Source organism: Flavihumibacter fluminis (genome assembly GCF_021491375.1).
GTDB lineage: Bacteria > Bacteroidota > Bacteroidia > Chitinophagales > Chitinophagaceae > Flavihumibacter > Flavihumibacter fluminis.
Genome location: NZ_JAKEVY010000029.1, coordinates 1 through 287 on the forward strand (window position 1 = coordinate 1; position 287 = coordinate 287).

Annotated in this window: 1 protein-coding gene; it reads right to left on the reverse strand. The window is 48.1% G+C overall.

The annotated features are described in order from the left end of the window. Positions 1-287 (reverse strand): hypothetical protein (locus L0U88_RS20765; RefSeq protein WP_234868790.1); only part of this gene is annotated, 287 nt, incomplete at both ends.

A 287-nucleotide genomic window follows, 5' to 3' on the forward strand; every position in this document is an offset into this window, starting at 1 on the left:
AGTACCACCAGGACGATAACCAAAACAAACACATTGAATTCGGTAGGTATGGGTTGGTAGACGTTGTTGTCCTTGAAGGCGAGGTTTTCGGGAAGCGGGTCAATCGTCAATTTCAGGGCGAGTTGGGCTTCCAGGGGTTTGTGCTCCAGACTATCGTATCGAAAGACTTCATAAATCGGTAGTGACAGCCGTACGACGGGGTCGAGCGAAAAATTCGAGACATAGTACACGGCGGAGTCCAATGTCACGTCATCTGTTGTAGACGAGATAAAGGATTTTTTCTCGAG